This is a genomic window from Palaeococcus sp. (in: euryarchaeotes) (genome assembly GCF_053987695.1).
Genome location: NZ_JBMXHE010000051.1, coordinates 1 through 4,618, shown reverse-complemented (window position 1 = coordinate 4,618; position 4,618 = coordinate 1). Strand labels below are relative to the sequence as shown.

General features: G+C 42.9%; 7 protein-coding genes. All 7 read right to left on the bottom strand.

Features of this window, described 5'->3' with window-relative positions; translation table 11 throughout:
- On the bottom strand, positions 1-345 hold a 345-nt coding region (locus ACXJGZ_RS03970), incomplete at its 3' end, for a hypothetical protein (protein WP_456398345.1).
- 50 nt (positions 346-395) lie between these two features.
- Complete coding sequence (locus ACXJGZ_RS03965) at positions 396-764, bottom strand: hypothetical protein (protein WP_456398344.1); 369 nt, start codon at positions 762-764, stop codon at positions 396-398.
- A 75-nt stretch (positions 765-839) separates the two neighbouring features.
- Entirely contained in the window at positions 840-1,280 is a 441-nt protein-coding gene (locus ACXJGZ_RS03960) for a DUF835 domain-containing protein (RefSeq protein ID WP_456321628.1), read from the bottom strand.
- Positions 1,281-1,744: 464 nt separating this feature from the next.
- Entirely contained in the window at positions 1,745-2,428 is a 684-nt protein-coding gene (locus tag ACXJGZ_RS03955; RefSeq protein WP_456321624.1) for a hypothetical protein, read from the bottom strand.
- 3 nt (positions 2,429-2,431) lie between these two features.
- Positions 2,432-2,731, bottom strand: a complete 300-nt coding sequence (locus ACXJGZ_RS03950) for a NitrOD5 domain-containing protein (protein WP_456321623.1) — start codon at positions 2,729-2,731, stop codon at positions 2,432-2,434.
- A complete protein-coding gene (locus ACXJGZ_RS03945) occupies positions 2,724-4,103 on the bottom strand; it encodes a DUF7125 family protein (protein ID WP_456326554.1) in 1,380 nt (459 codons plus the stop codon). The genes ACXJGZ_RS03950 and ACXJGZ_RS03945 overlap by 8 nt, the downstream gene beginning before the upstream one ends.
- A 289-nt stretch (positions 4,104-4,392) precedes the next feature.
- On the bottom strand, positions 4,393-4,618 hold a 226-nt coding region (locus ACXJGZ_RS03940; RefSeq protein ID WP_456398343.1), incomplete at its 5' end, for a nitroreductase family protein.

Genomic DNA, 4,618 nt, shown 5'->3' with positions numbered 1-4,618 from the left:
CTTGACTCTGAGAAGAATTTTCAGCGCGTAACACATTACCCCAAGCAGTATCCGCGTCACAGTAATCTCTCTCAGAAAACAAGGCATCCTGTCACCAAACCAGGTTGCAAAAGCACCCCAGAACCCCCTCCTGTGCTTATACTCCTTCTCGGAAAACACTTCATCCCTCCTCTTACTGCCAAAACCATCCGGAGGATTCTTAGTCTTTTTGATAATCGGTTTGTAACCCTTCTCCACCACAATGTTCAGAACTTTCTTCGAATCATAAGCCCCATCAGCATAAAAATTCCCAGAACCTTCGGGCAGGACTTCAATCAGCTCGTTTTCAGAAGTCGTGATTTTCACAGCGACCGGATACAGTAAGCCCGGCAGGATTCTCGTTATCGCTTGGACTTCTATTCTGTCCTTTTTTTATTTGTGAGGATTGTTGAGTCTGCTTGAGTGCCGGCGTAAGGTAATTCCTGAAGTTTTTTCAGGAGGTGGTTTGTTAATTCTTCCAAGTTCAGTTTTTTCTCCCAGTTGTGGAGGGTTGAGTAGTGAATGTTTGCTCTGAAGAATTCTCTGCCGTAATGCTGTGCGTCTCTGAGGGGTAGGTTGTAGTATTGTTTGAAGAGGAGTACTGCTATTATTGTTTTTACTGGGAATTTTTTGGATTTTGGCAGGTTTTTCAGTTTTCCTTCTGATTCTAAGTCTGCTAGAACGTCCAGGATTGCAAATGCTACGCTCTCAGGGTCTTTTAGTCTGGGATCCCATCTGGGGAGCATGAGAATCACCTGGAAGAATTCAGCAAAAATTCTAAATAAAGGTTACTGTAAACAAGCCCTGCTAACTCATTGAGTTTATGAGCCACTGATATTATTCTCTCCCTCTACTGCTCTCGCGATTATTTTTTGTGAGATTTCTTCGATGAGTTCCTTTTCCTCCTTCTCCTCAAACTCTTTCAGGAGTACGCTTTCTTGAGTCCTGTCCAGAACATTTGGCGGGAGGTACAGGATGAGGAGTGATTCATTGGAAATCACGTAATCCCTGAGCGAGAACAAAAACTTTGCAACTGAAGGAAAGTCATTGTAAAGAATGAGGTATTCAACTCCCTCGAAATACACGATTACCTTCCCGCCATTCTCCCTCAAAAACCTGAGAATAGCATCTTGAAGCATGTGGAGCTTTGTAGGGTCTACTGCATCCTTTTCCTCCACTCTACTCAGCCATATGAACTCATCAGGTTCTAAATGATATTTCTCTACCCACAACTCCTTTTTCATTCTGCTCACGACAAGCAGTCCGCTTGAAATCTCCGACAGGAATGCTACCCCTCAGGACTTGCCGGCTTTTTAAATGCATACGCCCCGGATGTTGGTAAAGTTGGAGTTTTTCACGATGTTGTTTTGGTTTTGCTTCTTGAGAGCTCAAAGCTCTGAGATAGAATAAAACGAAGGAAGATAGAAGTATGACGGAAATACTATATGTGATTGCATAAGTTATCCATATCTCGATTTTAATTAGAGAATCCACTACTACTAAGATTGCTCCTATGAAGTAAAGAGAAACCGTGGTTAGGAAGTTTTTAGCTAATTTTTTCCGGGTTCGTTGAGCTTCCTATAGTATGAATAGGCTATTTTCATAATGAAAGCACTAATTATTCCGAGAAGGACTCCAGCAATAACTCTAGGGAGGTCTAGGTACATTGTCTCACCCCTAAAGGAGTCCCTCAATCTCCTAGTTTACGATAAGCCTTAGTTGCAAATCATAGCCCTCTCTCTGAAGCAGGTGAGAACTTAATCTCGTTGGGGGTCACCGTATAATACCATGACTTCATGGCGTACTCGACAAAAGGACTTCTAATTATTATGAGCTTTCTTTTGATCTCATTCCCCTTAATTTCTATTCCAAACTTAAAGACATTGAGAGCGAAGCTGTTCACCATTTCCACAATGCTCTCTGAGAATATTTTAACATCGAAAGGTATGAGAACATTGTTATTCTCGCCCTTCGAGAGAGTCCTAATAATTGCAGGGATCATTACGGGAAGTTCTTTTGGGTATCTGACTCCATAGAGATCGAGGCCCAAAACAAGGAATAGAGTATTGCTTTTTGCCCCTAACGCTGTTCCAATCCTGCCAATGATAATCTCCGCATCTTTTGTCTGGATAAGAAGGTCTGGGTTTAGCTCTTCTTCAAGAAAGGGGTTTATAGAGATTAGATATACGCCCTTAAAGGCCTCAGGAGCATTTTTGTATATTGACTTTAGGTACTTTGAGATGGAAACGTACGCATCTTGAAAAGAGATTATTACAAACTCTTCATACTCTCCTCTTAGCCTTTTTATTAGGTAGTAAATCACGCTTTCGATGTCGCTCCCTATCGCATGGTTAAGGAGCATTGGAGTTATCCTTTTTGATGCTGCGACCATTAGTTCGAGGGGGTTCATTTATCACTCACCGTAAATCCTCTTTACATGCTCCACCAGCTCCTCCAACGAGTTGACTTCTACTCCCTCCCCAAGTTGACTCTCAAGCTTGTTTATGATTACCATCTCCAATAGCCGAGCACTGTACTCTCCAAAAAGCTTTGAAGCAGCATCCTTGAATTCCTGTGGGTTTTCGTACGCAACCTCGAGCCCCCTATTCATCTTAGCCCTGAGATGTGCCTCCAAAACTGCCTCCAGACCCGGAGCTACTTCCTTAAGAGCTGCAGAGATAGCCTTAACCAAAATCTCTTCACCTTTATTCATAAATTTCCACCCCCTTATCAGTGATTTCGTATTTGTGTATCTTCCTTGAGTGGTTTGACGCTCTGGATTTTATGATGGTCATCCTTCTTTCTATGTTCCCATTATGTATTTCGTACTTGAGTCCTATTATAACGTCCACCATGGTGCTCGCTCCTGTAAACGGCACCACTTCAAAGTCGGTTCCCTCGTTTAACGTAAAGTATACGGTTATCCGGTTTGCTTTTATCACCAGACCGAGGTATCTGAGCATTTTTGCAAGTTCCTTCTCGTCCATATGCTGCCTCAGGGATGTCAAACTATCTATCACGAGAGCTTCTGGCTTGAACTCTTCTATTATTTCCCTAATTTTCAGGAAAGTGTACACAGGAGTCCTGCTTTCCGGAACCCATGTAAAGACCTTGAGGTTCTCTTTCATTGCCTCTTCTATTGGTATGCCATAGTTCTCGGCAACCCTTATTATCTGATCCATTGGCTCCTCAAAGGAGATATAAACGGCCTTTCTTCCCTGCAAGGCGTTGGCTATGACAAAGTGCAGGGCAAAGGTGCTTTTTCCAGTTCCCGTCATGCCAACAAGTAAAACGCTCGACCCTTTGTAGACTCCCCCTTCGAGCATTTTGTCGAGTTTGTCTATGCCAGTGGTAATTCTTTCTACTGTATACTCTATTTCTTCTCTCTCCAGTTCGGGAATCACCAGAAATTCAATTCCCTTTTGAGTTATCACGTACTCGTACTGAGACTTTTCAACGCTTCTCCTTCTCATTTTCTGAATTTCCATTACCCTTCTTGTGACTTCCCCAAAGGACTCATATCTGAGTATGACAACACCATCGACCACGAACTCCTCAATACCATAACCTATTTTTTCGGCCCCTACAGGTTTTTCGGCGATTAAGAGGGCGGTTGAGTTGTAAGCCTTTATGAACCTCCCGAGCACTGTGTGGAGGAATATTCTTGTCTTCTCAGCACCTAGAACCTGAGCAAAGACGCTTATGGAGTCAATAACAACTCTTTTTGGCTGGAATTTTGCTATTTCTTCAATTAAAAGTCCTATTTCCTTGTCTATGGTTTCTTTGCTGACTGTTACAAGGTCTATGAACTTGAAGAGTCCTTTGTTTTCGAGCTCTTCGAAATCCATTCCTAGTTGCCTCATTGACTCGTAGAACTCGCTCTTGGTTTCCGCAAGCGAGACATAGACGCCCTTTTCTCCGAACTTCTTGGCTCCATTGTATAAGAATGTACCCGAAAATATTGTCTTTCCTGCTCCCGGTTCTCCAGCTACCAGAATCAAGGAGCCATCTGGAAAGCCATCTTTAAGAACATGCTTATCAAAATACTCAATTCCAGTTCTCGCCATTTCTATCCCCCCTATCATAAATTACTAAACCTAAAATATTTAAAGGTTATTCTGAACCGGATCTCATCCCGCCCTAAAGGGCGAGGCTTGAAAAGAAAAAAAGTCAAAGTCAAACTCAGCGTTATAGCGGACAACTCATCAATAATAACGATAAAAACCGGGCTGAACTATGAGGGTGAAAGCACTAACTGAAAAGGGTATATCCATAAGCCACCACGAAGTGCTCGGCCACTACGGAATACGGGTTTCACCATGCCTCCACAATACAAAGGAAGAGGTAGAACTATTTTTAGAAGCACTTGGGGGGCTAAAAGCGGTTGAAGTGTATTCTCTCCTTCATCACTTCCCATTTTTTGTGCTCGCTTTTTTCTTCGGCGGGATAGCCTATCCCAATAATACACAAGACTCTTATGTTTTCAGGAATTCCAAGAAGCTCTCTGACATATTCCTCGGCGCTCTTTTCCCTGTTGTGAGCCCTATCCAAAACATGCCCCCAGCAGGCACCAAGACCAAGAGCAGTGGCCGCTAGCTGA

Excerpts from the sequence above, each read along its gene's own strand:
- ACXJGZ_RS03950 (WP_456321623.1), bottom strand. The coding sequence starts at position 2,731 with ATGAATAAAGGTGAAGAGATTTTGGTTAAGGCTATCTCTGCAGCTCTT.
- ACXJGZ_RS03955 (WP_456321624.1), bottom strand. The coding sequence starts at position 2,428 with ATGAACCCCCTCGAACTAATGGTCGCAGCATCAAAAAGGATAACTCCA.
- ACXJGZ_RS03965 (WP_456398344.1), bottom strand. The coding sequence starts at position 764 with ATGCTCCCCAGATGGGATCCCAGACTAAAAGACCCTGAGAGCGTAGCA.
- ACXJGZ_RS03945 (WP_456326554.1), bottom strand. The coding sequence starts at position 4,103 with ATGATAGGGGGGATAGAAATGGCGAGAACTGGAATTGAGTATTTTGAT.